Annotated in this window: 27 protein-coding genes; 19 read left to right on the top strand and 8 right to left on the bottom strand. The window is 61.8% G+C overall.

The genetic code is table 11. The features are described from left to right. Nucleotides 1–11: 11 nt before the first annotated feature. The 4 genes from EIY72_RS27000 to EIY72_RS26985 are packed head-to-tail and all read right to left on the bottom strand — an operon-like array spanning nt 12 to nt 3,200. Complete coding sequence (locus EIY72_RS27000) at nt 12–1,157, bottom strand: amidase (RefSeq protein WP_093222353.1); 1,146 nt, start codon at nt 1,155–1,157, stop codon at nt 12–14. Continuing rightward, nucleotides 1,154–1,624, bottom strand: a complete 471-nt coding sequence (locus tag EIY72_RS26995) for a nuclear transport factor 2 family protein (protein ID WP_093222357.1) — start codon at nt 1,622–1,624, stop codon at nt 1,154–1,156. The genes EIY72_RS27000 and EIY72_RS26995 overlap by 4 nt, the downstream gene beginning before the upstream one ends. Nucleotides 1,625–1,627: 3 nt before the next feature. After that, nucleotides 1,628–1,999 carry a hypothetical protein gene (locus tag EIY72_RS26990; protein ID WP_093222363.1) on the bottom strand — a complete coding sequence of 124 codons (372 nt, stop codon included), beginning with the start codon at nt 1,997–1,999 and terminating at the stop codon, nt 1,628–1,630. A 31-nt stretch (nt 2,000–2,030) separates the two neighbouring features. Then, complete coding sequence (locus EIY72_RS26985; protein ID WP_093222367.1) at nt 2,031–3,200, bottom strand: acyl-CoA dehydrogenase family protein; 1,170 nt, start codon at nt 3,198–3,200, stop codon at nt 2,031–2,033. A gap of 222 nt (nt 3,201–3,422) precedes the next feature. Between EIY72_RS26985 and EIY72_RS26980 the strand changes: the two genes are divergently transcribed. The 9 genes from EIY72_RS26980 to EIY72_RS26940 all read left to right on the top strand — a co-directional run bounded on the left by EIY72_RS26980 (nt 3,423) and on the right by EIY72_RS26940 (nt 10,841). Continuing rightward, nucleotides 3,423–4,895 carry a PAS domain-containing sensor histidine kinase gene (locus EIY72_RS26980; RefSeq protein WP_093222372.1) on the top strand — a complete coding sequence of 491 codons (1,473 nt, stop codon included), beginning with the start codon at nt 3,423–3,425 and terminating at the stop codon, nt 4,893–4,895. 324 nt (nt 4,896–5,219) lie between these two features. After that, nucleotides 5,220–6,368, top strand: coding sequence for an amine dehydrogenase large subunit (locus tag EIY72_RS26975; protein ID WP_093222379.1), 1,149 nt, complete (start codon nt 5,220–5,222; stop codon nt 6,366–6,368). A gap of 11 nt (nt 6,369–6,379) precedes the next feature. Continuing rightward, the gene (locus EIY72_RS26970) at nt 6,380–6,919 is read left to right on the top strand and encodes a MauE/DoxX family redox-associated membrane protein (RefSeq protein ID WP_093222383.1); all 540 of its coding nucleotides are present in this window, start codon (nt 6,380–6,382) and stop codon (nt 6,917–6,919) included. Nucleotides 6,920–6,924: 5 nt separating this feature from the next. Then, nucleotides 6,925–7,551 carry a methylamine dehydrogenase accessory protein MauD gene (gene mauD / locus EIY72_RS26965; protein WP_093222386.1) on the top strand — a complete coding sequence of 209 codons (627 nt, stop codon included), beginning with the start codon at nt 6,925–6,927 and terminating at the stop codon, nt 7,549–7,551. Between the two features lie 18 nt (nt 7,552–7,569). Continuing rightward, nucleotides 7,570–8,091, top strand: a complete 522-nt coding sequence (locus EIY72_RS26960; RefSeq protein ID WP_093222389.1) for a methylamine dehydrogenase light chain — start codon at nt 7,570–7,572, stop codon at nt 8,089–8,091. Between the two features lie 209 nt (nt 8,092–8,300). Then, nucleotides 8,301–8,822, top strand: a complete 522-nt coding sequence (locus tag EIY72_RS26955; RefSeq protein ID WP_093222392.1) for a cytochrome C — start codon at nt 8,301–8,303, stop codon at nt 8,820–8,822. A gap of 104 nt (nt 8,823–8,926) precedes the next feature. Next, nucleotides 8,927–9,616 (top strand): class I SAM-dependent methyltransferase, encoded by a 690-nt coding sequence (locus tag EIY72_RS26950; protein WP_093222396.1) that lies wholly within the window; start codon nt 8,927–8,929, stop codon nt 9,614–9,616. A 59-nt stretch (nt 9,617–9,675) separates the two neighbouring features. Further along, nucleotides 9,676–9,837, top strand: a complete 162-nt coding sequence (locus tag EIY72_RS26945; protein ID WP_093222402.1) for a DUF2986 domain-containing protein — start codon at nt 9,676–9,678, stop codon at nt 9,835–9,837. Nucleotides 9,838–9,941: 104 nt separating this feature from the next. Then, the gene (locus tag EIY72_RS26940) at nt 9,942–10,841 is read left to right on the top strand and encodes a LysR family transcriptional regulator (protein ID WP_093222406.1); all 900 of its coding nucleotides are present in this window, start codon (nt 9,942–9,944) and stop codon (nt 10,839–10,841) included. Nucleotides 10,842–10,899: 58 nt separating this feature from the next. Here EIY72_RS26940 and EIY72_RS26935 read toward each other — a convergent pair whose 3' ends face one another. Beyond that, nucleotides 10,900–11,649 (bottom strand): SDR family NAD(P)-dependent oxidoreductase, encoded by a 750-nt coding sequence (locus EIY72_RS26935; RefSeq protein ID WP_093222409.1) that lies wholly within the window; start codon nt 11,647–11,649, stop codon nt 10,900–10,902. 272 nt (nt 11,650–11,921) lie between these two features. Here EIY72_RS26935 and EIY72_RS26930 point away from each other — a divergent pair, with 272 nt between their 5' ends. Genes EIY72_RS26930 through EIY72_RS26915 form a run of 4 tightly spaced genes read left to right on the top strand, consistent with a single transcriptional unit; the run spans nt 11,922 to nt 13,701 of the window. Next, nucleotides 11,922–12,197: a metal/formaldehyde-sensitive transcriptional repressor gene (locus EIY72_RS26930; protein ID WP_093222413.1), complete on the top strand. Its 276-nt coding sequence runs from the start codon at nt 11,922–11,924 to the stop codon at nt 12,195–12,197. A 19-nt stretch (nt 12,198–12,216) separates the two neighbouring features. Further along, a complete protein-coding gene (dmeF, locus tag EIY72_RS26925) occupies nt 12,217–13,122 on the top strand; it encodes a CDF family Co(II)/Ni(II) efflux transporter DmeF (protein WP_093222417.1) in 906 nt (301 codons plus the stop codon). Between the two features lie 37 nt (nt 13,123–13,159). After that, nucleotides 13,160–13,516, top strand: a complete 357-nt coding sequence (locus tag EIY72_RS26920; RefSeq protein WP_093222422.1) for a hypothetical protein — start codon at nt 13,160–13,162, stop codon at nt 13,514–13,516. 2 nt (nt 13,517–13,518) lie between these two features. Then, nucleotides 13,519–13,701, top strand: coding sequence for a DUF1289 domain-containing protein (locus tag EIY72_RS26915; RefSeq protein ID WP_093222427.1), 183 nt, complete (start codon nt 13,519–13,521; stop codon nt 13,699–13,701). A 5-nt stretch (nt 13,702–13,706) separates the two neighbouring features. Here the strand turns inward: EIY72_RS26915 and EIY72_RS26910 are convergent, their stop codons facing one another. After that, a complete protein-coding gene (locus EIY72_RS26910) occupies nt 13,707–14,630 on the bottom strand; it encodes a LysR family transcriptional regulator (RefSeq protein WP_093222432.1) in 924 nt (307 codons plus the stop codon). A gap of 88 nt (nt 14,631–14,718) precedes the next feature. Here EIY72_RS26910 and EIY72_RS26905 point away from each other — a divergent pair, with 88 nt between their 5' ends. From EIY72_RS26905 to EIY72_RS26885, 5 genes are all read left to right on the top strand, one after another. Then, nucleotides 14,719–15,780 (top strand): LLM class flavin-dependent oxidoreductase, encoded by a 1,062-nt coding sequence (locus EIY72_RS26905; RefSeq protein ID WP_093222437.1) that lies wholly within the window; start codon nt 14,719–14,721, stop codon nt 15,778–15,780. 61 nt (nt 15,781–15,841) lie between these two features. Further along, nucleotides 15,842–16,351 (top strand): flavin reductase family protein, encoded by a 510-nt coding sequence (locus EIY72_RS26900; RefSeq protein ID WP_093222441.1) that lies wholly within the window; start codon nt 15,842–15,844, stop codon nt 16,349–16,351. Nucleotides 16,352–16,423: 72 nt separating this feature from the next. Further along, complete coding sequence (locus EIY72_RS26895) at nt 16,424–17,809, top strand: MFS transporter (protein ID WP_093222445.1); 1,386 nt, start codon at nt 16,424–16,426, stop codon at nt 17,807–17,809. A 22-nt stretch (nt 17,810–17,831) separates the two neighbouring features. Next, nucleotides 17,832–18,245, top strand: coding sequence for a GFA family protein (locus EIY72_RS26890; protein WP_093222450.1), 414 nt, complete (start codon nt 17,832–17,834; stop codon nt 18,243–18,245). 72 nt (nt 18,246–18,317) lie between these two features. Then, nucleotides 18,318–19,691 (top strand): DUF1329 domain-containing protein, encoded by a 1,374-nt coding sequence (locus tag EIY72_RS26885; RefSeq protein WP_093222454.1) that lies wholly within the window; start codon nt 18,318–18,320, stop codon nt 19,689–19,691. 59 nt (nt 19,692–19,750) lie between these two features. Here EIY72_RS26885 and EIY72_RS26880 read toward each other — a convergent pair whose 3' ends face one another. Together EIY72_RS26880 and cynR are read right to left on the bottom strand one after the other, a co-directional pair. Beyond that, the gene (locus EIY72_RS26880) at nt 19,751–21,310 is read right to left on the bottom strand and encodes a sensor domain-containing diguanylate cyclase (RefSeq protein WP_132680187.1); all 1,560 of its coding nucleotides are present in this window, start codon (nt 21,308–21,310) and stop codon (nt 19,751–19,753) included. 33 nt (nt 21,311–21,343) lie between these two features. Further along, complete coding sequence (gene cynR, locus EIY72_RS26875) at nt 21,344–22,240, bottom strand: transcriptional regulator CynR (protein ID WP_093222459.1); 897 nt, start codon at nt 22,238–22,240, stop codon at nt 21,344–21,346. A 195-nt stretch (nt 22,241–22,435) separates the two neighbouring features. Between cynR and EIY72_RS26870 the strand changes: the two genes are divergently transcribed. After that, on the top strand, nt 22,436–23,470 hold the full coding sequence (locus EIY72_RS26870; protein WP_093222463.1) for a sensor domain-containing diguanylate cyclase: 1,035 nt from the start codon (nt 22,436–22,438) through the stop codon (nt 23,468–23,470). The last annotated feature ends 273 nt before the right edge of the window (nt 23,471–23,743 follow it).

Here is a 23,743-nt window from a genome sequence, read left to right as displayed (position 1 = left end):
ATGGCTTCTTTTTATGATTTTTTAGGGGCTGGCCGTTCGCCGGCCATGCTCTGTTGCAACTGCGCGCCGAAGGCGCAGACGAGTTCGTCCTGACCTTTGCGACCGACGATCTGCAAACCAACCTTGAGGCCGCCGCAATCGAGTTCCACCGGCACGGTCAGCGCCGGATGCCCGCTCAGGTTGAAAGGCCGTACCAGCGGGGTCATGCCAGCCACGGCCTTGCTGCCGGCGCGGGCTTCGCTCAGGGTCGGTGGCAAGGTCGGCAGGGTCGGCAACAGCAGCACGGCGAAGTCTTCCAGCGCGGCATCCACCTGGCGGGTGAAGCGTTCGCGCACGGCATTGGCCTCGGCCAGCTCTTCGCGGGAAGTGCGGCTGGCGGCCAGCAGACGGGTTTCGACGTCTGCACCGATCAGGCCTTTGCCGGTCAGGTGACCGAAGGCCGCCCAGTTTTCAAAATTGATCACGGTCAGGCCGGCGGCGAACGCGGCTTCGAATTCGCTCAGTTGCAGGTGGCTGCGACGCCAGCCGGCGCGGTCGGCGGCCGCACCGAGGCTGGCTTGCAGGTGCGCATCGCAGTCCACGTCGAGAAAGCCGACGTTGGTGCCCTCACCCGGCATGCCCGCGACAGCGAACCCTGGGCAAATCACCTGCATGGCGGCGATCAGGTCGTCCATGGTCCTGGCGAACGGGCCGACGCAATCGAGGCTGGATTCCAGCGGATGGGCGCCAACGCGACTGACCCGGCCATAGGTCGGTTTGAGCCCGGCAATGCCGCAGCACGCCGCCGGTACCCGCACCGAACCACCGGTGTCGGTGCCAAGGGCGATGTCTGCCAGCCCTGCGGCAACGGCCGAGGCCGAACCGCTGGAGGAACCGCCCGGGACCCGATCCGGCGCTTGCGGATTGATCGGCGTGCCAGTGAAATCGTTGATGCCGGTGACGCCGAACGCCAGTTCGTGCAGGTTGGTCTTGCCAACGATCTGCCAGCCGGCTTCGAGAATGGCATCCACCACTTCGGCATTTTTTGTCGCCGCCGGGGCATCGGCAAAGGCACGGCTGCCCGAGCGGGTCGGATAACCGGCAATATCGATGGAGTCCTTGATGGCAACACGTTTGCCGCTGCCGCCGAGGAGGAATTCGCTGATGAAGGTACTCATGCATTCAACTCCGTATTGAACAGGCGCTGCGTACGGAAATGCGCAATCAGCCAGACGCCGTCGACGCAACGGAAATCGATGTTCAGGCGAGTGCCGAACAACTCGTTGCGGCCATCGGCGTAGGTCGAGATCTGCTGCATGATCCACTGCCCTCGCGCGGCCTTGCCGTCGACCTCGATCGACTCGCTGGTGAGGTAATGCAGGTTCAGCTTGAAGTGGTCGGACGGCGGCAGGTAACCACCGACGAACGCGGCCACGGCCTCGCGCCCCTGGTGCTTGCCGAAGGTTTGCGCGGTCTGGCTGCCGAGGCCTTCCCAGATCGCGTCCTCGGTAAACAGCTGCGCCAACTGACTGAGGTGAACAGCGGCACGCGGCACATCGCACAGGTCCATGTAACAGGCCATCAGACGACGTACTGCGCTTTCCCCTTCGAGCGTCGCCAGACGCTGCAACAAGGCCTCGCTCATGGCTTACACCTTGGCCGCGTCAGGGATGGTCAGGGGGCGACCGATGCGTGCTTCAACCTTGGCGTAGCGCCACAGGCTGTACTCGTTCACCGGGGTGGTGCGGAACAGGTTGCAGGCGTCGATCACCGTCTGGTGGCAGTCAACGTCGGCCATGATGTAGACGGTCCAGGGCGAGGTGGTGGACGGGCCGACCATCAGGCGATCGTCATCCATCGCGCCGAGCACGGTAATGCCAGGCATGGCGCCGAGGTCGGCCATCATTTTGCTGAAGCCTTTCCACACGCTCAGGCCTTCGCCGGTGGGCAGGTCGAAAAAGTTCTGGGTGATGCCGATGCAGAAGACGACGCGCAACGGTTCCTGGGTAGCTTGGGACATGCTGTTGATCCTTGAATGAGTTGAAAGGGGTTCAGATGTAGCCCGGGAACGGCGGGACGCCGAGGTACACCGAGCCGGCGCCGTCGTACAGGCCTTCGCTGAGGAAGGCGTGCTGGGTCACCACCATCGAGTCACGCAGGTAGCGTTGCAGCGGGTGGCGCAGGTAAATGGCGGTGGTGCCGGCCAGGCTGTAGGCGCTTTGCACCACTTCGGCACCGGCCTGGGACACGTGGATCGCCGACAGGCGCAGCAGGCTGGTTTGTTCCGGGGTCACCGGGTTGCCGGCGAGGATCGAATCCCACACCTGTTCGGTGGCGTTGTAGAAGAAGCTGCGCGCGGCCATCAACTTGGCTTCGGCCTTGGCGACCTCGATGCGCACATAGGCGCGGTCGGACAGCTTCGGCGCGCCGGTGATGCCACCGCCGCCAGCCATGCGGCTGATTTCGTCGAGTGCAGCGCGGGCCAGGCCGAGGTTGACCACCGCCAGCACTTGCGCGGCGTAGGCGATCGACGGGTAGCGGAACAGCGGTTCATCAATGGTGGCTGCGCCACCGCGGATAAAGGTCCAGCGGTCTTCGACGAATTTGTCCGAGACACGCAGGTCATGGCTGCCGGTGCCCTTGAGGCCGACCACGTCCCAGTTCTCGACGATTTCCACCTGACTGGCCGGGAACACCGCGGTGCGCGGCTTGCCACCAGCGGCACTGGCGCCGATGCCGACGCCGAGCAGGTCTGCGCCTTTGCAGCCACTGGCGAATTTCCAGGTGCCGTTGACCTGCCAGCCGCCTTCGACGGCCTCTGCCGGTTGCAACGGGAACAGGCCGCCGGCGAACACCAGGTCCGGGCTATCAGCGTAGAGTTCAGCGAGGGTTTCCACTGGCAAGGCCGCGAGGTAGACACCGGCGCTGCCGAAGCTGGCAACCCAGCCCGCCGAGCCGTCGGCTTCGGAGATGCGTTCGATCATTTGCAGGAACAGCGCCGGGGCCAGTGCATCGCCGCCGAAGCATTTCGGCGTGGCGGCGCGGTAGATGCCCACCTGCTTGAAGCGCTCGATCATGTCCCGTGGGACGTGGGACCCGGCGTCGAATTCGTGGCGACGCTGGCGAACTTCTTCCAGTACTTGCTGGAAGAGCTGGCTGTCGACCATTGGTTCGACCGGGGCGGACACGGGGTCTTTTTGCGCGGCAGCTGAACGCAGCATGGGCGAGTTCTCCGTTGTGATTATTGTTAGAGGGACAAGCGGTGTCGTTGCCCTTGCATTGCGGTCCAGTGTAAAAACCGCATCCGGACGCCACTATTGGTGCGTGCAGCCCCCCGCCTAAAGAAAACCCCTAGGGCGGCACCGGTTACCTCTGAGCGCATCCCCCGGCGCGAGCAGGTATAAAACGCCATACTGCAAACCTCTGCCGCCAAGGGCCGCGTGATGTACCAGCCAAAACCGAACGACTTTTACGCGCTGATCGAAGCCATGCCGCTGTGCATCATTCTTCACGACGCGCACACCAAGGAGATTCTCTGGGCCAACGCCGCGGCACTGGCGGCCCTGGGCTTTACCCTGGAAGAACTGACGCCGCTGAAGGCCCCGGACATGACGCGCGATGCGCCGAAGTACCGGCGCTCCGTGGGTTTGCGCTGGCTCGAAGGGGCAGCGCGCACCGGCCAGCGGGCCATCGAGTGGTGCTATCGCTCCAAACAAGGGGTGGAGATCCTGTCCGAGGCAGTGGCGACCCTGGTGCACCTGGACGGTCGCGATGTGCTGATGGTGCAGTTCCGCGACATCTCCAAAGAAGACAAGGTCAAGCGCGACCTCAAGCGCTTCGAGAGTCGGCTCAAGGCCTTTATGCAAGACCTGGCCGAAGGCGTGGCAGTACTCGGCCCCGAGGGCGATATCGGTTTTATCAGTGACTCGGGCGCACACCTGCTCAACAGCGAAGTGCACAAGCTGATGGGCAAGAACTTCCTCGACTGGTGCGACGACGCTTCACGCCAGCGCCTGCTGCGCCAGTTGGCCAGCGACACCCCGGAACACGCGCCCTTCAGCGTGCACTACAAGGTGCAGCGACGTGACGGCGCCTGGCGCTGGCACGACGCGACCTGTCGTTACATAGAAATCGAGGACGATCTGGTCGGCCACCTGCTGCTGTTTCGCGACGTCACCGAGCAAGTCCAGGCGGAAGAAGCGCGGCGCGTCAGCGAACAGAAACTCGAATACCTGGCACGCTACAACGCCATGGGGGAAATGGCAGTGGCCATCGCCCATGAGTTGAGCCAACCGCTGGCCGCCACCCGCAACTTCATCGAAGGCACGTTGATTCGCCTGGGCAATGCCGGCGAAACCGACCAAGGCGTCGCCTGGGGTTTGCAGAACGCGGTGCGGCAGATCGAGCACGCGTCGGTGATCATCAAGAGCGTGCGCGATTACGTGGTCAAGCTGGAGCAAAGCGAAGAACTGATCGACCTCAATGAGCTGCTGAGCGAAACCCGCTACTTCATCAGCCTGCGTGCCGAGCCGAGCCGGGTGCGCATCGAGGTGGTGACGTCAGCCGAGCCATTGCGGGTGAGCTGCGAGAAAGTGCTGATCGGTCAGGTGATCCTCAACCTGGCCTTCAACGCCATCGAAGAAATGGCCGACCTGCCTGCCGAACGCCGGGTGCTGCGCATCCATGCCAGCCGCGAAAACGATGTGGCGCTGGTGCGCATCGAAGACAGTGGCCGCGGCATCCAGGCCCAGGCCCAAGAAAAGCTGTTCGACGGCTTCTTCTCCTCCAAGGTCAGCGGCAACGGCATCGGCCTGGCGCTGTGCAAGAACATCATCGGCCGCCATCGCGGCGACATCTGGGCGCAAAACCTGGCGCCCTGCGGCGCGGTGTTTACCTTCTCCCTGCCACTCGCCTGACGCAAAACACCTGACTTCACACAAGCCCTGTGGCGAGGGAGCTTGTCGGATCGCCGCACCGTCCCGTTCGGCTGTGTAGCAGACGCAAGGATTTTTTGTCTGCACTGTTTTTTGGGCCGCTTCGCATCCCAGCGGGAGCAAGCTCCCTCGACACAGGTCATTGCAAACCCGGGTTTTGTTGCGTGCCAGTGACACTGGCACAGACACACAAACACTTGGCAGGCAGGGCAATTCTCCCGATTGCCGGGCGAGGCAGAATCAAAGGGTAAAAATCTGCCAAAGCACCCGCGATCCGCGTTACCAACAATTCAGGAAGTTCCCCTTATGCGAACAAACAGGATCTCCGTACAGTCAGCGCTAGGCCTGAGCCTGCTTGTACTCGGTTTGAACAGTGCCCGCGCGGACCTGCCCGCCGGCACCGTTGGCCAGACCGTTCTACCCTTTCCTCCGGAAGCTCACCGCGCCTTCATCATCGACGTCGAATTCGACAGCTTTGTGGTCGGTCGCGTGACCGTGGTCGACCCGGATCAGAAGCGTGTGCTGGGCATGGTGCCAACCGGCTTTGCCGCGCCATCGACCCTCAGCCATGACCGCAAGACCCTCTACAGCGCCGACATCTGGTACTCCCGCGGTACCCGCGGTACCCGTACCGACGTGCTGACCGCCTGGGACAGCTCGACGCTGTCGCCGGCCTGGGAAGTGCCGCTGCCGAACAAGCGCGCCGAGTCGCTGACCCAACGCTATTCGCTCAACGCCAGCGGCGATGACAAGTTTATCTACGTCTACAACTTCACCCCGTCGACCTCGGTCACTGTGGTCGACACCCAGGCCAAGGCCGTGGCCGGTGAAATCGCCATCCCTGGCTGCGTGCTCAACTACCCGATCGGCAATCGCCGCTTTGCCTCGTTGTGCGGCGACGGCAGCCTGCAAGTGGTCACGCTCAACGACGAAGGCAAGGAAACAGCGCGCAGCCGCACGCCGTTCTTTGATCCGAACGCGGAAAAACTGGTAGAGCGGGCGATCAACGTCGGCGAAACCTACTACTTCACCACCACTCTGGGCACCGTGCGTCCGGTGGACTTCTCCGGTGATGCACCGAAGATCCTGCCGTCCTGGTCGCTCGTTTCCGATGAAGAGAAGAAAGCCGGCTGGGCCCCGGGTGGCTGGCAGCTGATGGCCGCTTCGCCGAAGCTGGACCGCCTGTACGTGCTGATGCACGACGCCCATGAACCGATGAAGTGGGAAGACCCGAGTACGCTGATCTGGGCCTTCGATCTCAAGACCCACAAGAAGATCGCGACCCTCGAAGCCCCGGTTCCGGTGTGGAGCATGCAGGCCACCGGCGACGACAAACCGTTGCTGCTGGGTGTCGACGTCGAAGGCGGTCTACAGATCTTTGATCTGAAGACCAACAAGCTGTCCGGCAGCATGCCGAAAGTCGCAAAAACCGCGACTCAGGTCATGAGCTACTAAGAGGTTCGGCCATGCACACAGATCCGATCTTCATCATTGCCAGCGCCATCGCCATCGCGGTGTTTCTGGCCAGTGCCGCGACCCACAAGTTGCGTGCACCGGGCCGCTTCACCCGGCAACTGGCGGACTACCAGTTGCTGCCTCAGGGCCTGGTGCGCCCGGTTGCACGCCTGGTGCCGCTGCTGGAACTGGCCATTGCGTTTGCCCTGCTGGTTCCGGTCAGCCGTGGCATGGCCGCGCTGAGCGCAGCCAGCCTGCTGGCGCTGTACGCCGCCGCCATCGGCATCAACCTGTGGCGTGGCCGGGCGGACATCGACTGCGGTTGCGCCGGTCCCGACCAGGCACAGCCACTGCGTCCGGTATTGCTGCTGCGCAACAGCGCACTGGTGGCGCTGGCGCTGGTGGCCAGCGTGGCACCGATGGCCCGCGACCTGACCCTGTTCGATGGCTTCGTGACCCTGGCTGCGGCCGCCGTTGCGCTGCTCATCTACGCCGCCGCCGATGGCTTGCTGGCGAATTCCCCTCTTCTGCTCAAATTGATTGGTAGGTAATCGAAATGGAAGGCTTGATCGTTTCCAACGTTCTGCTCTGGGTGCTGCTGGTGGCCGTGGCGTTTGTCGTCATGGGCCTGGTGCGGCAGATTGGCGTACTGCACGGTCGTCTCGCACCGGCAGGCGCCTTGATGGTCGACAAAGGCGTGGCGGTCAATGAACCCGCGCCACAAGTCACGGCTGCCGACCGTCATGGTCGCCCGGTGAACTTCGGCTACGCCGGCGAGAAATCGCAACTGCTGTTCTTCCTCTCGCCGACCTGCCCGATCTGCAAGTCGCTGCTGCCGGCGATCAAATCCATCGCCAAGGAACAGGCAGGCACTCTCGACGTTGTGTTCGTCAGCGATGGCGACATGGACGCCCAGCAAGCGCTGATCCGCGAACACAAACTGGAAGACGCCACCTACGTAGTCGGCCCGGAAGTGGGCATGACCTACCAGATCGGCAAGCTGCCGTACGCCGCACTGATCGACAAGGCCGGCACCCTGCGCGCCAAAGGCCTGGTCAACTCCCGCGAGCACCTGGACAGCCTGTTCGAAGTCGAGCATCTGAAACACGCCACGCTGCAGCAGTACCTCAATGCCCAACCGCACGCCCACGATCACGACCACAGCCACGGCCATAGCCACTGATTAGGCAGGGAGACCTTTATGAAACTGCTGGATCTGTTGTTTGAACGTTCGACCCGCCGTGTGGCCGACACCACCTCCCGGCGCAAACTGCTGTCGCGCATGGGTTCGCTGATGGTGGCCGGTGCTGCCCTGCCCCTGCTGCTGCCGCTGGATCGCACCAGCAAGGCATTGGCCGCCGAGCCTGCGCAAGCGGGCGATCCAGGTGATCCGAACAGCTGCGACTACTGGCGCTACTGCTCCATCGACGGCTTCCTGTGCAGCTGCTGCGGTGGTTCGGCAACGTCCTGCCCACCCGGTACCGAAGCCTCGCAAGTGTCCTGGATCGGCACCTGCCGCAACCCGGCCGACGGCAAGGACTACATCATTTCCTATAACGACTGCTGCGGTAAGCAGAGCTGCGCCCAGTGCGCCTGCACCCGTAACGACAGTGAAGAACCGGCCTACCGCCCGTTCAACAACAACGATGTGAACTGGTGCCTGGCCGCCAAATCGCACATCTATCACTGCACCGTTTCGGTCATTCGCGGCGTCGCCATTTAAACGCGCAGGTTTCCGCCGATTGCTCGCGCAATCGGCGGTTTTTTTATGGATCCTCAACGGTTACCTGTGGCGAGGGAGCATGCTCGCGCTTGAGTGCGCAGCACTCACATGGGCTGCTTCGCAACCCGACGGGAGCAAGCTCCCTCGCCACAGTTTATCGGCGTCACAGCCTTTTTATTTTTCGGCCACAACAACAAGAGAGGCCCGTTATGCGCAAGTTGTTATTCCTCGGTCTCGTCTGCGCCTTGAGCGCCCCGCTCGCGTTCGCCCGGGCCATTCCCGACCCTCACCAGAAGCACGCACCGGGCAATGAATCGCCGCAAACGCCGATTGCCCAGGCCGGCTACAGCGTCGGTGTGAACTACCAGTTGCAATGCGCCGGTTGCCACCTGAGCGACGGCACCGGTTCGGCCGCCAACGACACGCCACGCATGAAGGGTTTCGTCGGCAACTTCCTCAAAGTCCCCGGCGGTCGTGAGTTTCTCGTGCGCGTGCCGGGCATGTCGCAATCGGCACTGAACAATGCGCAACTGGCCGACCTGCTCAACTGGTTGATGCGCAAGGACGGCATGGCCGGTGACAGCGTACCCGCCGACTACCAGCCCTACACCGCCGAAGAAGTCACGACCTTGCGCGCCAAGACCATGCTCAACCTGCCCGGCACCCGTGGCGAGCTGATCAAGGCCATGCGCGCCCAAGGCATCGCGATTGAAGACGGGATGAATTACTGAGGGCGTCGAGGCTCTCGTGAACGCTCTGTTTGTTACCCGACGTGGTTCGATTTCATCAGCGTTTGACCTATCCTTGAGGCCAAGCCACCACGTCGGATACCCCCATGTCTGCCCCGCAATCGACCCTCCTGCAAAGCTGGCACCACAACGCCCACGCCTGGATCGAGGCGATCCGCAGCGGCAGCATCGAAAGCCGCCTCAAGGTCACTGATCAAGCGATTATGCTGGCGATCCTCGGCCGGCAACCCGAACGTGTGCTGGACCTGGGGTGCGGCGAAGGCTGGCTATTGCGGGCGCTGACTGATCGCGGCATCAGCGCGGTCGGCGTGGACGGCGATGGGACGCTGGTCGAGGCCGCACGCGCCTCCAGCGCCTGCCCGGTGTGGCTGGCGAGCTATGAAGAACTGGCGGAGGCCAGGGTCGACATTGGCCGCGACTACGACCTGATCTGCGCCAACTTCGCCCTGTTGCACCAGGACATCATCCCGCTGCTCGCCGCGATGAACGCCTTGCTCGCCCCCGGTGGCGCGCTGGTGATCCAGACCCTGCACCCGTGGGCCGTCGCGGCGGGCGACTACCAGGACGGCTGGCGCGAAGAAACCTTCGCCGGGTTCAACGGCCAATGGCAACCGATGCCCTGGTACTTCCGCACCCTGTCCACCTGGCTGACCGCGCTGGACATGGCCGGCTTTACCCTGGCCAGCCTGCAAGAGCCGCAGCACCCGCAAAGCGCCGTGCCGCAGTCGCTGCTGCTGGTGGCCGTGCCTCGTCGCCAGTTTTACGCTGACGCTTGAGCAGAATCTGGACTTTCAAACTGATATCATCCCGCGCCTGATCAGCCGAGTAGAAAAACATGAACCGCCGTAAAAAAATCAACCAGATCCTCAAGGCCAACGCCAAGAAAGCCAGCGCCAAACTGGCACCGAAAAGCAAGCCCAAGTACATCAGCAAGGCTGACCGGGCGAAGCTGGCGGCCGAGGCCGGTCAGGAGCCGGTGGTGACGTCCGAGGACTGAGTACCCTTGACGCTCATTGTCGTCCAACAGGGCATCAAGAGGCGGCTTTCGGCGCCTTGCACATTAGGCCGTGACTCGATTCATCTCGCCGGGTAGCGTCGACCATGAACCAATTGTTAGCCATTCGAGTGTTTGCCCGCGTCGTCGAAGCCGGGTCATTCGTCAAGGCGGCAGACTCGCTGCAGATGCCCAAGGCGACCGTGAGCAAACTGATCCAGGACCTGGAAAGTTTCCTGCGCGTGCGTTTGCTGCAACGCACGACACGCAGCGTGACCGTCACCCCGGACGGCGCCCGATACTATGAACAAACCGCGCGCCTCATCCGTGACCTGGAAGAGATCGACGCCGGTTTTCAAAGCGCACAGTTCAATCCCCACGGCAAAATCCATGTCGATGTCGGCAGTTCCGTGGCGACCGCGCTGATCATTCCCGCGCTGCCTGAATTCTTTGCGCGGTTTCCCGAGATAAAAATCGAACTGGGCGTGAGTGATCGGCATGTCGACTTGATCAGCGACAACGTCGACTGTGTCATTCGCGGCGGCGCCATCATGGAGCAGTCATTGGCGGCAAGGTTCCTAGGGCAGGCCTCCTGGACCACCTGCGCGGCACCGGCCTATCTGCAACGCTTTGGTGTTCCCGGCGATCCGTCGGCGCTGGAAAAACAGCATCGTTTGATCAGCTATCACTCGGCGCGCACTCGTCGAGCGCTACCGGCAGTTTTTCAGCGTGGCGACGAACGCGTCGAAGTGATCGGCAACGGTGCGCTGAGTGTCAATGAGAGCAATGCGCACATTGCGGCCGGGTTGGCGGGCCTGGGGGTCATCCATACCTTCAATTACGCCGTGCAAGCCCACCTCGAGACCGGGGCACTGGTGCCCATCCTGCAAGACTGGTGCCCGGCCCCCTATCCCTTTCATGTGGCCTACCCACCCGATCGCAATCTCAGCAACCGGGTGCGGGTATTCATCGACTGGTTGGTGGAGCATTTTTCCACGTTGCAGTGACTTAGCCTTTTGGAAAATAGGCCCGTGGAAAAAGCACCTGCAACTCGTGCGCGGGTCATCAGATTTGCGCGGCGCCACCGTCGACGAACAGTTCGATGCCGTTGATGAAGCTGCTGTCGTCCGACGCCAGGAACAACACCGCCTTGGCCACTTCCTGCGGATCACCCAGACGGCCCATGGGCACCAGGCTGGCCAGATGTGCGTGCAGGCCATCGAGGTGTTCGGCCGGCACCAGACCTGCCAGGCCTGGCGTGGCGACCGGGCCGGGGCTGATGGCGTTGACGCGGATGTTGCGCGGCTTCAGGTCCAGCAACCAGGAGCGGGCAAAGTTGCGCACGGCGGCCTTGCTCGCACTGTAGACGCTGAAACTTTCCGTGCCCTGGGTGGCGGTGGTGGACGCAGTGAGGATCACCGAACCACCGTCCTTGAGCAGCGGCAGCGCCTTCTGCACGGTAAACAACAGGCCTTTGACGTTGACGCTGAAGATGCGATCGAAATGCTCTTCCGTGATCGCGCCCAGCGGCAGCATGTCGCCGCCACCGGCATTGGCGAACACCACATCGAGGTGCCCGGCCTTGGCCGCGATCACCGAGAACACACGGTCCAGATCAGCCAGGTTGGCCACATCGCCCTTGATGCCGACGGCCTTGTCGCCGATCTGCGCCACCGCGGCATCCAGCTCAGCCTGACGGCGGCCGGTGATGAACACCGTTGCGCCCTGTGCGGCGAACTCCTGGGCCGAAGCCAGGCCAATGCCGGTGGTGCCGCCGGTTACCAGTGCAACTTTGCCTGCCAGTTTATTGCTCATTTTGGAATCTCCAATCGACTGTGTAGTGAGGTGTCGGTTCGAAGGTTCGAACCGGTGACGCCACTTTAGGACGGTCGATTGAGCGGAAAAAGCTGGCTAATCCGATTTATCTATCCATATCCATGGATAGTTAAACATTGGTTAAACACGAATACTGGTGCGACTTGCCCCATCGGCAGAGAACGCTGCTCTCTATAGCTCTCCAAGCAAATCTTGCATAGGTATAGGGGGTATACCTATCATGCACAACACATAGGCAGGGGGGGTATCCAATGGGTCATATTGCAGCCAACAAAGACGAACTGCTCAAACGCGTCAAACGCATTGCCGGGCAAATCCAGGCGATTGAACGGGCACTGGAAGCGGATCACGATTGCGCCAGGACACTGCACCTCGTTGCCGCCACTCGCGGCGCCATCAACGGTTTGATGGAAGAAATCATCGAGGACCACGCGCGCGAACATGTCGCGAATCCGGCGCTCAGCGAAGAAGAACGCAACCGGGGCGTCGAAGAGCTGCTTGAAGCCATTCGCCGCTACTCCAAGTGACCCACCCAGGCACCTACCCATGAACAGCAGTCATCTCAACTACAGCCACGACCACATGTTCCTTGGTGCGGCCCACGACGAAAATGCCAAGCGCACGCTTTGGGTCGTGGCACTGACCGTGGTGATGATGGTTGGCGAGATCAGCGCCGGCTACATCACCGGCTCGATGGCGTTACTCGCCGATGGTTTCCACATGGCGACCCACGCCGGCGCACTGGGCATCGCGGCGGCCGCTTATGGCTACGCCAAACGCCATGCTCGCAGCCAACGCTACAGCTTCGGTACCGGTAAGGTTGGGGACTTGGGTGGGTTCGCCTCGGCATTGATTCTCGGCATGGTCTCGCTGGGCATCGCCGTCGAATCGATCATGCGCCTGGTGCAGCCCACGGACGTACAGTTCGGTACCGCTACGCTGATCGCGATTGTCGGATTAATCGTCAATATCGTCAGCGCCCTGTTGCTGGGCCACGGGCACAGTCACGATCACGATCACCATGATCATCACGGCAACGACAACAACCTGAAATCCGCCTACGTCCACGTACTCGCCGACGCGTTGACCTCGGTGCTGGCCATCGCTGCGTTGCTCGCCGGCCGTTATCTGGGCTGGGTGTGGCTGGACCCGGCCATGGGCCTCGTCGGTGCGCTCGTCATTGCGCGTTGGGCCTGGACACTGATGGGGGTGACGGCTGGCGTATTGCTGGATCAGACCGATGCGCACATTGCCGAGGAGATCCGCGAACGGGTGGAGAAACCGGGGGATGCCACCATCACCGACTTGCACGTCTGGCGGGTTGGACCGCAAGCCCATGCAGCCATTGTCAGCGTCCTCGGTGAGCCTTGTGCGAGTGCCGACAGCATTCGCGAACGTCTCAAGCCGGTTCATGAAATCAGCCATCTGACGGTCGAGTTTCGACCGGCCTGATTCGCTGCATCCACCATTATTTCCTAAGGAAGCCGCAATGACCCCTGGCAAACGTGAACTGGCGCGGATCGAACGCCATTTGATCGCTACGCTCACCGAAGCCTGCGAAACCGCAAAGACCGAGATCAAAGGTTTTACCTGGCTCACCCACACGGCGGACCTGAGCGCGTTGGCGCAGACACTGAACGTCATCTGGGTATTCGAAACCCTGGCCGACAAGCAGCTCGCCCAGAGCAACGCAAAGGCACGTATTTTTGAACTGACGGCCATCGCCTTGCGCGAAGCCGGTATCGACCTGATGCCATCCGAGCGCACGGTTCGGTTTGACTCAGAGGAAGAATGCCAGCGAAGCCACGCCGGCAATTGGCAGAAACGTCAGGCCAAGGGTTATTGAGGATGGCCAAGGACATTGAAAACCCGTGCATCGCGGTTTGCCAATTGAGTGGCGACCTGTGCGTCAGTTGCGGTCGCAGCAAGGAAGACATCAGAAAGTGGAAGCGCATGAAGCGGCCGGAAAAAATGGCCGCTGTGCAGAGGGCGACTTTGCGCTTGAAAGGACTGAAGAAAACCCGGGGGTGAGCACTTCACTCGTCAGAGGTATTGGCACACTCCTTTATCCGCTCACGCAACCACTTCAAACCCGGGTCCGCATCGAATCGGGCGTGCCAATAGGCGAATAGCTCGGGTTCGGGGAAATCGATTGGCGGCTGGTGACAGCTCAGGCCGAACGTCTGGGCAAAGGCCTGTGCGATCGGCCCGGGCAGGTTGCAGATGTAGCCCGTTTGCGAGGCGATCACCGGCATCGCCATGAAGTTCTGCACCAACACACCCACGCGACGTGCGAGCCCCTGGGCACGCAGGCTGGCGTCGATGATGTTGCCTTCGCGCTGGTGCATTTCGATCATCACTTGCGGCCGCTCCAGGTACAGATCCAGTGGAAAGCGGCCCGGCGACAAGCCCTCGCGCTGCCAGATCAAGGTGAGCAGCGACACCTTGGTGACGGTCTCTTCACGCAATCCCGCCCCGAACGCCACGGGCGTGCTGATGACCAGATCGATTTCACCGTTTTCCAGTAATGACGGCAAAGCATTGTTCGCCGGCAAGGGCACCACCTCGATCATCACGCCGGGCGCCTCACTGGCGATGTGCTGGATCAGCCGCGGCAGGATCAGGAACTCGACGAAGTCGCCGGAGGCGATGCGGAATTTGCGCTGCGCGGTGGCCGGTGAAAATGCCGTGGAACCTTGCAGCACGTCGTCGAGCCGACCGAGGGCTTCGCGCACCGGGCCAATCAATTCCATCGCCCGGGCCGTCGGTACCAGGCTGTGGCGGCCAATGACAAACAGCTCATCGTCCAAACGTTCGCGCAAGCGTCGCAGTGCATGGCTGACCGCCGGCTGGCTGAGCGCCAGACGTTCGCCGGCGCGGGTCACGTTCTGCGTGTCCCACAGCGTGGCGAACACCACCAGCAGGTTAAGGTCCAGGGTACGTGTATTTACACTGTGCATACCTTGAATTCCAACTATTCATTTCCATCACTTTATCTTGTTTGTTGTAGTGGCTCCATCGTTCCCCCGATAACAAGAGCCCAAGCGCATGAACAATAAAAAATCGCTGCAGATGGGTTGGTTCATTCCAACGATTGGCGACACCACAGCCTTCAGTGACCCGAGTAAAGCCATCCCGCAATCCCTCGAACATTTCGAACGGGTCGCGGTTGCCGCCGAACAGGCCGGATTCGACTACGTTCTGGTTCCTGTTACCCCCTTCTGCTGGGATGCCTGGGTGACGGCGTCCTTCGTCATCGCCCGCACCGAGAAGCTCAAGGCCCTGGTGGCGGTAAAGCCCGGCTTCATCCACCCGGTGGCGCAGGCCAAGATGTTTGCCACCTTCGACCAACTGTCCAAGGGACGCATCTACATCAACCTGATCGCCGGCCTCAGCGAAAAGGACGCCTACGCCGAAGGTCAGATCGTCGCCAAGGACAGCCGCTACGAGCAGCTGGAAGAAGAGGTCGAACTGATGAAGCGCCTGTGGACCGAGGAAGGCGTGGAGTACCAAGGCAAATACCATCAGGCACACAGCCCGAAAGTCATTCCGGCGCCCTTCCAGCAGCCGCATCCGCCGTTCTATCTCGGCGGCGGTTCTGAGCATGCCGCGGAAATTTCCGCCAAGCATTCCGCCGTGCACCTGTTCTGGGGCGACTACCCGGAGCGCATTGCCGAACAGATCAAGGACATGCGCGAGCGGGCTGCCAAATATGGTCGAGGCGATGACATCGAATTCGCCATGCGCTTGCAGATCATCTGCCGGGAAACCGAAGAAGAGGCCTGGGCCGCAGCCGATACCCTGGTCAACGGCGCCGATCCGGCCTGGACCGAACAGGTCAAGACCATGATGGCCGAGTCCGTTGCCAACCAGCGCATGAAAGAGCTCTCGAAAACCGCCGGCCGCAAGATGACGCCCCACCTGTGGACCGGCATCACCGAAGTGCGTCCCGGCGCCGGTATCGCCGTGGTCGGCAACCCACAGCAGGTGGCTGACCAGTTGCTGGCGTTCGTCGACGCCGGTTGCAGTGGCTTCTGCCTGTCCGGCTATCCGCACCACGAGGAAGCCGAGCGCTTCGGCCGCCTGGTCATGCCACTGCTCAAGCGCTGAACCACTCCAAACCCATAACAATCAGCCGCCGGCACAGTCGGCGGCAACGGAGTTCCCGTAAATGAACACTTCTGACTTCGATCCCAAGCAGTTCCGTCAGGCGCTCGGCGCCTTTACCACCGGCGTGACCATCGTCACCACTCACGGCCAGGACGGTCTGGATTATGGAATGACCGCCAACAGCTTCAACTCGGTATCAATCGACCCGCCGATGGTGCTGTGGAGCATCAACAAGGACTCCTCGTCGGCGCAGGCCTTTACCCAGGGCTCACACTTTGCCGTGCATATCCTGGCCACTGACCAGGAACCGCTGTCGAACCGCTTCGCCAAAAGCGGCGGGGAAAAATTCGCTGCGCTTGAACTGCAACGTGGCCCCAACGAGATCCCGCTGCTGGACGGCTGCTCGGCACGTTTTCAGTGCAAGACGACTTATCAATACGAAGGTGGCGACCACATCATTCTGGTCGGTGAAGTGCTGGCGTTCGACCGTTTCGACAAAGCCCCGTTGGTGTTCCATGGCGGCGGTTATCGACGTTTGCAGCCACCCGACGCCATTGCCGCGGCGAGCTGAGCCAGTCACGCGCGGCGACCCGTGCGCCGCTCAACCTCAACTACAAGAACAAGCCCATGAGGTAATTCGTCGATGACCAGCCCCACGACCATCCCGGCGCCGGCCACGCCCTACGCGACGTTGTCACTGCCCAATCGGGGCCGTGCCCATTACGCCCTGGGCGTACTGCTGCTCGCTTATGTCTTCTCGATCATGGACCGACAGGTGCTCAGCCTGCTGGTCGGGCCGATCCAGCAATCGCTGCACGTCAACGATGCGTGGATGGGCATGCTCCATGGCTTCACCTTCGCCGCCTTCTACTCCCTCGCCGGCCTGCCGATTGCGCGGTTGATCGATCGGGGCAACCGACGCCTGATCATCATTGTCGGCATTGGCCTGTGGTGTCTGGCCACCGCGGCCAGCGGCCTGGCCAGCGAGTTCTGGCACCTGCTGCTGGCGCGCGTGGGCGTGGCCGTTGGCGAGGCGGTGTTGCTGCCGGGAGCCGTGTCGCTGATCAGTGACCTGTTCGTGGTGGAGAAACGTGGCCGTGCCCTTGGTGTATTCGGTGCCGGTGGCCCGGTCGGTGTCGGTGGCGGATTGCTCGCCACCGGCCTGGTGCTCGGCTACTTCAGCACCTATCCACTGACCTTGCCCTGGCTGGGCACCCTGGCACCCTGGCAAACCACGCTGATGTCGATCGGTCTGCCGGGCCTGATCGTCCTGTTTTTGATGCTCGGCGTGCCGGAGCCGCGACGGGATCGCGTCCCACGAACGACTGCCACCGCCATAGCAGCCAACGTGCCGCTGAAGGAAGTGCTGGCCTTCCTGCGCGCAAACCGGCGCACTTTCCTTGCCATTGTGGTCGGTATGGGCTGCTACAACGCCGCGGTATATGGCGGCGGTGCCTGGGTGCCCAGCTACCTGGTCCGCGAGTTTGGCTGGACGTACGCCAAGGCCGGCACCGTGATGGGGCTGATCATGTGCGTCAGCTCGCCGCTGGGCGTGCTCGGTGCCAGTTGGCTGGGCGAGTACTGGCGCCGCCGCGGCGTGGCCAACGGCAACCTGCGCGTGGCGATCTGCGCCAGCCTGCTCCTGCCGCTCTGCGCCACACCGCTGCTGCTCGCCCCCACCGCGACCATGGCGATGCCATTCCTGGCACTCAGCGCAGGCCTTTGGGTTTGCCTGTTCGGCATCGGTCCGGCGTTGATCGTCGATATCGCCCCGGCGCCGATGCGTGGGCAATTCATCGCGCTGTACACCGGAATACTCAACCTGCTCGGTGTCGGCATCGGCCCATTGGCAATCGGCGTGATCACCGACTACGTGCTGGTCGACCCCGCGGCCATTCGCTACTCCATCCTGATCGTCACCTTGATTGCCTGCGCCCTGGCCTGCCCGCTGCTGTTCTGTGCGCGCCACAGCTTCAAAACCACGGTCCGTCACGCCGGTGAATGGCGCCCCGCAACCCACAACATTTGAACCCACACTGAAGAGAACGCCCATGAACAACATCAATGGCAGTTGCCTGTGCGGCAATGTCCAGTACTCCACCTTCGCTGAACCGCTGATGACCGCTGTCTGCCACTGCAGCGATTGCCAGAAACAGTCGGGCAGTGCCTTTTCGGTCAACGTACTGGTGCCCACGGAAGGCTTCGAAGTCTCGGGCCCTGGCCTGTGCAGCTATGCCAGCAATGGCGGCAGCGGTCTGCCAGTACAGCGGTTTTTCTGCAGCACTTGCGGCTCTGCGCTGTACAGCGCGGTGACCACCCTGCCCGGGTTGTTTGTGCTCAAGGCCGGCAGCCTCAGCGATCCATCGGCGTTCAAACCTGCCGTGCATCTGTGGTGCGCCTCCGCGCAGCCGTGGGTGGCGATCGATCGCAGCCTGGCGTGCTACGAGCAGGCACCGAGCGAATAGCCCCTCCCGCCACCCCATCGCAAAGCCGTTGCGCTGTATCCCAAGCCAATCGAAAAACTTGAGAGCGACTCCATGAAAACAACAAAAACATTGGTACGAACCGGCGTCCTGAGCCTTTCCCTGCTGACCACCGCCGTCATGGCCAAGGTCACGCCCGAGGAGGCGGCACAGTTGGGCACGACTTTGACGCCCATGGGCGCGGTCAAGGCTGCGAACGCTGATGGCAGCATTCCGGCCTGGACCGGAGGCTTGCCGACCAACGCCGGAACGGTGGACAGCAAAGGCTTTTTGAGTGATCCGTTTGCCAACGAGAAACCCTTGCTCATCATCACCGCCGCCACCGCTGACAAATACCAGGACAAGCTGACCGCAGGCCAGCTGGCGATGTTCAAACGTTACCCGGACAGCTACAGGATCCCGGTCTATCCCACTCATCGCACCGCAGCGGTCCCGACAGGCATCTACTCGGTGATCAAGGCCAGTGCGCTCAAGACGGAAGAAGTTGACGGCGGTAATGGCCTGAGCGGCTTTTCCGATACCCGCTACTACGCGTTCCCTTTGCCAAAAAATGGCGTCGAGGTGCTGTGGAACCACATGACGCGTTATCGCGGCGGCAACCTCCAGCGCCTGGCAACCCGCGTCCAGCCACAGGCCGATGGGGCCTTCAGCATGATCGAGCTGGAGGACGAGATTTCCTACCCGAGCGAGCTGCCGGACCTCGACAAGAGCAAGGCTGACAACATCCTGTTCTACTTCATCCAGCGGATAACCGGCCCGGCGCGCCTGGCCGGCAACGTGTTGTTGATTCACGAAACCATCGACCAGGTGAAAGAGCCGCGCGATGCCTGGTTGTACAACGCCGGACAGCGCCGTGTGCGTCGTGCGCCGCAGGTTTCCTATGACGGTCCGGCGACAGCCGCCGACGGCCTGGCCACGACCGACAATTACGACATGTTCAACGGCGCACCGGATCGCTACACCTGGGAGCTGGTCGGAAAAAAGGAACTGTACATCCCTTACAACAGCTACAAGCTCGACTCACCCAACCTCAAGTACGCGGACATTCTCAAGGCCGGTCACATCAATCAGGACCTGACCCGCTACGAGTTGCACCGGGTCTGGGAAGTCGTCGCCAAGGTCAAGCCGAACGAGCGTCACATCTATGCCACTCGACACATGTACTTCGATGAGGACACCTGGCAACTGGCGGAAGTCGATCACTACGACGGGCGTGGCCAGCTGTGGCGCGTGGGTGAAGGGCATGCCCAGCAGTACTACCACAAGCAGGCGCCCGGCTATACCGCCGAAGCCCTGTACGACCTGCAGTCCGGCCGTTACTCGGTACTGGGCTTGAAGAACGAGGAAAAACGCAGCATCGAATTCGGTGCCGTCGCTTCGGCGAACAACTACACGCCGGCCGCGCTGCGCCAGGCGGGTGTCCGCTAGCCTCGTCAGCAACTCCGATGCAAGGCGGCTACCCCGTCGCCTTGCAGACTGATCTGCCGCTAGCTGGCCACAACCCTGTTGCGCCCACCCTGCTTGGCCAGATAAAGCCTTTCATCGGCCAGCTTCAACAACCCATCGCAGGTCGGGGCCTCCTCTCGAAAGGCCACGCCGACGGAAAGCGTCAGCTTGCCGACGCCCGGTATATCGCTGCCCGCCACGTTTTCCCTGATGCGCTCGGCGATGGTTTGCGCGATGGCGATCGAGGTGTCCGGCATGATCAACACGAACTCCTCTCCCCCGGAGCGGCAAGCCAGGTCGCTGGATCTTGAATTCGACTGGAGGATGTCGGCGATGTGTTTCAGTGCGACATCTCCTGCATCGTGGCCGAAGGTGTCGTTGACGCGTTTGAAGTGGTCGATGTCCAGGGACAGCACCGCGTAAGGCAATTCAGCCTGGGTCAACATGTCCAGCATGTCGTCCATCGCCCGTCGATTTGCCAGGCCGGTGAGTGCATCGCTGCGCGCTTCCTGATTGAGACGGCCGAGTTTTTGCTGGACCAGTTTCACCCCGCCGAGCAGCGCCCGGCGGATCGCGGCCGCTTCAAGGTACCAGCCTTGCACGCGCTGCAAACGGCTCTCGGTTTCCGGCGCCGTCAGTTGGGTTGCGGCATTGGATAGCTGGCGTAATGGCCGTGCAATCAGGACCGTGCACGCCAGGATCAGCCCCAAGCCGACAATGCCTGCCGGAATCATGCCCATGATGATGTGGCTCATCAGCGGAGTCAGTGGCGCCAGCGCACGTTCTTCGGGTTGCACGGCGACCACGGCCCAATGTGCATCCACGACCGGTGCGTAGCCGGCCAGCAGTGGCTCGCCCTCCTCGCCCGTTACCACCATCGCGCCGTTTTCCCCGCGCAGGGCCGCATCAACCGGTTTGTCTGAACCCAGGATTGCGCCGATTCGTTGTGGGGTCGGGTGATACAGCAGGCGGCGGTTGCCGTCAGTCACGAAGACGAAGGTACCTTCATGGTGGAAGTGCCTGCTGATGACCGAATGCAGGGCACTCTGTTGCAAAAGGTAGATGGAACCGCCGATCACACCCAAAAACTGCCCCGAGGAGCTGACGATGGGTTGGGAAATGAAGATGACCAAATGGCCCGAGACCGAGGTGTAGGCAGCACTGACCAACGCCCGGTGTTCTTTGAGGGCCTGGCGCATGTTCTCGGAGTCCAGCATGGATTCTTCGGCCTTCAACGCCTCGGGTGCCGTCTGCAACACCCTGCCATCCCCATCGGTGATCGCCACCGCATTGAAGTCCGTGTCCTGCTGTTGCAAGCGACTGGCCTCGGCGCGCAGCACTTCTGGCTCGCTCCAATGGGCGGCCAGTACCTGCGCACTGAATTTCATTCGCCCCTGTGCCGATTCAATGAAGGCTTCGATGCTCGAGGCGACTTTCGCGGCGTAGGCGCTGTTGGATTCCAGTGTCGTATGAATCAGCGCATCACGCTGGATCCGGTAGGCAACAATGAAGTTGTTGCAGAGCGTGGCCAGCACTGACAACAGGACAAACAGCAGAATGAGGGCACGCAGATCGAGCGGCAAAGGCCAAAAGCGCTTCATGTCGCATCCTGAGGAGTTCATCGGGAAGACGTACTACAGGTTAGTTGCTGTCTGGCCTTGAGTGCGGGTGACCAGGTTCAAAAAAGCCACTGACGCTGCGCTGTGGTAGTTGTTCTTGCGCCGCAGCAACGCAGCCCCGCGCTGTGGCGCCCCTCTTGCCAGGGGAATCCTGCACAAGGCGCGATCAACCGTGGCAATTGGTTCGGGCAGGATGGTTGCGACCGCCGTATGACGAACCACTTCCAGCAGCGTGTTCACCGAATTGACCTCGATCACCACGTTGGGTGCCACCTGCCTCTCGGCAAAGTACTCATCGATTCGGCTGCGGGTGATGAAGTTCGGGGTCAGCAGGGCGAACTCCAGCCGAGTCAGCTGTTCCTGAGAAAGCATGGCCCGGCTTTGCCATAACGGGTGGTTGCGCCCGACCATGACGCCCAGCGTCTCGGTAAACACCGGAATCGATTCGATGTCGGCGTGCCTCACACCATCAAACGCAATCGCAATATCCAGCGAGTCATCGGCCAGCCCGGCTTCGATGTCTTCCATCGAAAGCTCGAAAATCTGCAGATGGATGTTCGGGTAGAGCGCCGTATAGTCGCGTACCAACGGACCGACGAGGTACGCCATGAAGGTCGGCGTCATGGCCAGGCGCAGGCTGCCGCGGGACAGATCCTTCACGTCATGCAGCGCCCGCTTGCCGGCCTCCAGTTCCACCAGCACACGACGGGCGCATTCGATGTAGGCCAGCCCGGCATCGGTCGGCTTGACCGTCCGCGAGGTGCGGTCAAACAGGACCACCCCCAGTGATTCCTCCAGTTGGCGGATCTGCTGAGACAGGGTCGGTTGCGACACGTACAACGCCTCAGCGGCCCGGGTGAAACCGCCATGGTCGGCGACCGCCAGCAAATACCGCAGGTGTCGTAGCAGCATCAGGCGTTCTCTCCATAGGTGTTACTTATGCATTGAAGTGTATATCGACACTCTGCGCTATCGATCAACGCTTGGCAAAACCCCTGCAACTGCGCGAGACAGTTGGCTACCCAGAGGCAGAATCACGCCCGCCATCTTCAGAAATCCGCCAATTGGTCGATAATCGAATGACACCTCAGCGATCGGCAGGCCTACATGGATCAGATCCTATCCCTTCTCTGCGATACCCTTCCAACGGCCCAGACCCTGGAGGAACTGACCCGCCCCTTGCTGGTTCTGCTCAGCCAGGTCACCGGCATGGAGTCGACGTACCTGACGACCATCGATACCGACGAGGGGGTCCAGCGAGTCGAGTTCGCCCGCAACATCGGTGACATGCTGATCCCCGAAGGGCTGGTGGTGCCTTGGGCCGATACGTTGTGCAAGCGCGCGCTGGACGAGAATCGCCCGTACTCGGACAACGTCGCCGAATGCTGGGGTGACTCCGAAGCCGCCGCAGTCCTGGGCATCAGGACTTACGTAAGCGCGCCGATCAGGTCCCAGGATGGCCAGGTGCTGGGCACGGTCTGTGCCGCCAGCTCGAGTCAGGTGCCCCGCTCCGCTGCCGTGGAACCCTTGTTGAAACTGCTCGCAGGCTTGCTCGGTTATGCCCTTGAGCGCGGGCTGCTGGTCGAGCGGCTGCAGGCGGCCAACGCCGAGTTGGCCAAACTGGCCCTGACCGATCCCCTCACCGGCCTGTCCAACCGACGCGCAATCCTCAACGATGCGGCGCGCCTGTTCGCCCTCGCCCAGCGCGAACACAAGTACGTCCTGCTGGGCGTCATCGATCTGGACGGCTTCAAGTACATCAACGATACCCGCGGCCACCTGGCAGGCGACCAGCTGCTGCGTGGCGTGGCCACACAATTGCAGCATTGCCTGCGAACCAGCGACATCATCGGGCGTACCGGTGGCGATGAGTTCATCGTGATTGCCCTGGGTACACCCTCTCAGCACGCCGACCCGGAAACCGACCGACGCCATGCCGCCGAACTGCTGCAGGACCGCCTGTCGAAAGCGACGATAGGCCGCTATGAACTGGAGCACGGCCTGGGTGACATTCACTACACCGGCGCGAGCGTCGGCGTCGTCGCGGTGATGCCGGACAATATCGCCGTGGACGAAGCCACCAAGCTGGCAGACCGCGAGATGTACAAAGTCAAACAGCAGCGCAAACATCAACGGCTGTGACTGCGTCGAGTGGCTGCGAACTATTGGTTCGGAGTGGGAGGGGCAGCGAATGTGAGTGTGTGTGAAGGAAGATATTCGACCCTTCGCGGGCACTCACCCAGGCTTCTTTTCTGGCCGCACAATGTTCGCCTCGATCTTCTTCCCCATACTGATGCGCGGCTCAGTCGAGTAGCCCAGAGCTTCATAGAAGGCTTTTACGCTTTCATTTGTACTGAAGGGGCTGACGCTAGCGCCTTGGCGTGGGTAATGTCCACTGTCTCTTAACGGCCGAAT

It is taken from the genome of Pseudomonas vancouverensis (genome assembly GCF_004348895.1).
In the GTDB taxonomy this organism is placed as follows: Bacteria; Pseudomonadota; Gammaproteobacteria; order Pseudomonadales; family Pseudomonadaceae; genus Aquipseudomonas; species Aquipseudomonas vancouverensis.
Note: the sequence above shows the minus strand (reverse complement) of the source record. Positions and strands in the feature narration are given on the sequence as shown.